General features: G+C 67.3%; 1 protein-coding gene. It reads left to right on the forward strand.

Translation table 11 applies throughout. The features are described 5' to 3' along the window. Positions 1 to 300, forward strand: a 300-nt coding sequence (locus AC2W7A_RS13375; protein WP_485991775.1) for an integrase core domain-containing protein, incomplete at its 5' end; no start/stop codon positions are given. Between the last annotated feature and the right edge of the window lie 27 nt (positions 301 to 327).

A 327-nucleotide genomic window follows, 5' to 3' on the forward strand; every position in this document is an offset into this window, starting at 1 on the left:
CAGTACGTCAGCTTGGCCTACTCGGATGCGCTCATCACGGCGGGGGTGAGGGCCTCGGTGGGCACCGTGGGCGACTCCTACGACAACGCCCTGGCCGAGACGGTGAACGGGCTCTACAAAGCCGAGCTCATCCACTCCAAGCGGGTGTGGGAGTCCGTCGAGGCGGTCGAGCTGGCCACGATGGGGTGGGTGCACTGGTGGAACACCGCCCGCCTGCACGAGGGGCTCGGCTACCGCACTCCCGCGGAGGTCGAGGTGGCCTACACTCACGATCAGGACTCAGCGCCCGTTGCGTCCTGACCTCGGAACGAAACCCAGGGCGCTTCA

Source organism: Micrococcus sp. LASM2_SD2 (assembly GCF_057364565.1).